Below are 1,148 nucleotides of genomic sequence, written 5' to 3'. Positions count from 1 at the left end.
TTATATCTGGGCTAGATTCTTTTCAGACCAGATTGATTTCCCATCCTCTAATGTCTCTATTGGCGTTCGGCCACAGCACATTTTTCCTTGATGAGTACGATGATTGTTGTAGTAGTCCATCCATTCGTCCAGATCTTTCTGTAACTCTTCCATTGAACCATACAGTTTCTTTCTGAATGTCACTTGGTAGAACTCATTTAATATGGTCTTGTGGAAGCGTTCGCAGATACCATTTGTCTGTGGCGACATCGCTTTAGTTTTCGTGTGGTCGATATCATTGATGGCAAGATAGAGTTGGTAATCGTGCTGTTCAACACGGCCACAGTATTCAGTACCTCGGTCAGTCAAGATTCGCAGCATTGGCAGCTCATGAGCCTCGAAGAACGGTAGAACCTTATCATTCAACATGTCCGCTGCGGTGATTGGTGTTTTTGTCGTGTAGAGCTTAGCGAAGGCGACTTTGCTGTAGGTATCAACGAACGTTTGCTGATAGATGCGTCCAACACCTTTAAGGTTGCCAACATAAAACGTGTCTTGAGAGCCGAGATAGCCTGGGTGCGCTGTTTCTATCTCACCACAAGCCTCGTCATCATGTTTCTTGCGCTCAAGGGCTGCAACTTGCTCTTCCGTTAGAATGATACCGTTCTCAGCGACCTGTCTTTCTAAGGCAATAAGGCGCTTTTTGAAGTTTTCTAAGTCATTACGAAGCCAGATTGAACGCACGCCACTTGGAGAGATAAATACACCGAGTTTACGTAGCTCGTTGCTTGTTCTAACTTGCCCGTGAGCTGGGAAGTCGATGGCGTACTTGAGAACGGCTTGCTCAGTTTCACTATCGACACGATTCTTCAGGTTTGGTGTTCTTCGACTTTGATTAATCAGAGCATCAATACCACCAGTTTCGACTAGCTCTTGATAGCGGTAGAAAGTGTCTCTAGATACACCCATCACCTTACAGGCTTTTGATACGTTGCCGAGTTCTTCTGCAAGATTGAGAAGGCCAGCTTTGTGTTTGATGATTGGATTGCTAGTATGAAGCATGAGAGTTACCTCTTATTGTCTTTGATTACAGATTCAGCACCTTTAATCAAAGTGGGTAACTCTCTTCTTTTCAAATTGAAGTGTCAGATCTAGTCGGAACTAATACA

General features: G+C 44.1%; 1 protein-coding gene. It reads right to left on the bottom strand.

Features of this window, described 5'->3' with window-relative positions; translation table 11 throughout:
* Positions 1-1,041: an IS481 family transposase gene (locus P2G85_RS21455; RefSeq protein WP_275866023.1), complete on the bottom strand. Its 1,041-nt coding sequence runs from the start codon at positions 1,039-1,041 to the stop codon at positions 1-3.
* Positions 1,042-1,148: the final 107 nt, after the last annotated feature.

Source organism: Vibrio sp. CAU 1672, assembly GCF_029223195.1.
In the GTDB taxonomy this organism is placed as follows: Bacteria; Pseudomonadota; Gammaproteobacteria; order Enterobacterales; family Vibrionaceae; genus Vibrio.
Note: the sequence above shows the minus strand (reverse complement) of the source record. Positions and strands in the feature narration are given on the sequence as shown.

What these genes read in the sequence shown, in the direction of transcription:
- P2G85_RS21455 (WP_275866023.1), bottom strand. Translation starts at nt 1,041, where the DNA reads ATGCTTCATACTAGCAATCCAATCATCAAACACAAAGCTGGCCTTCTC.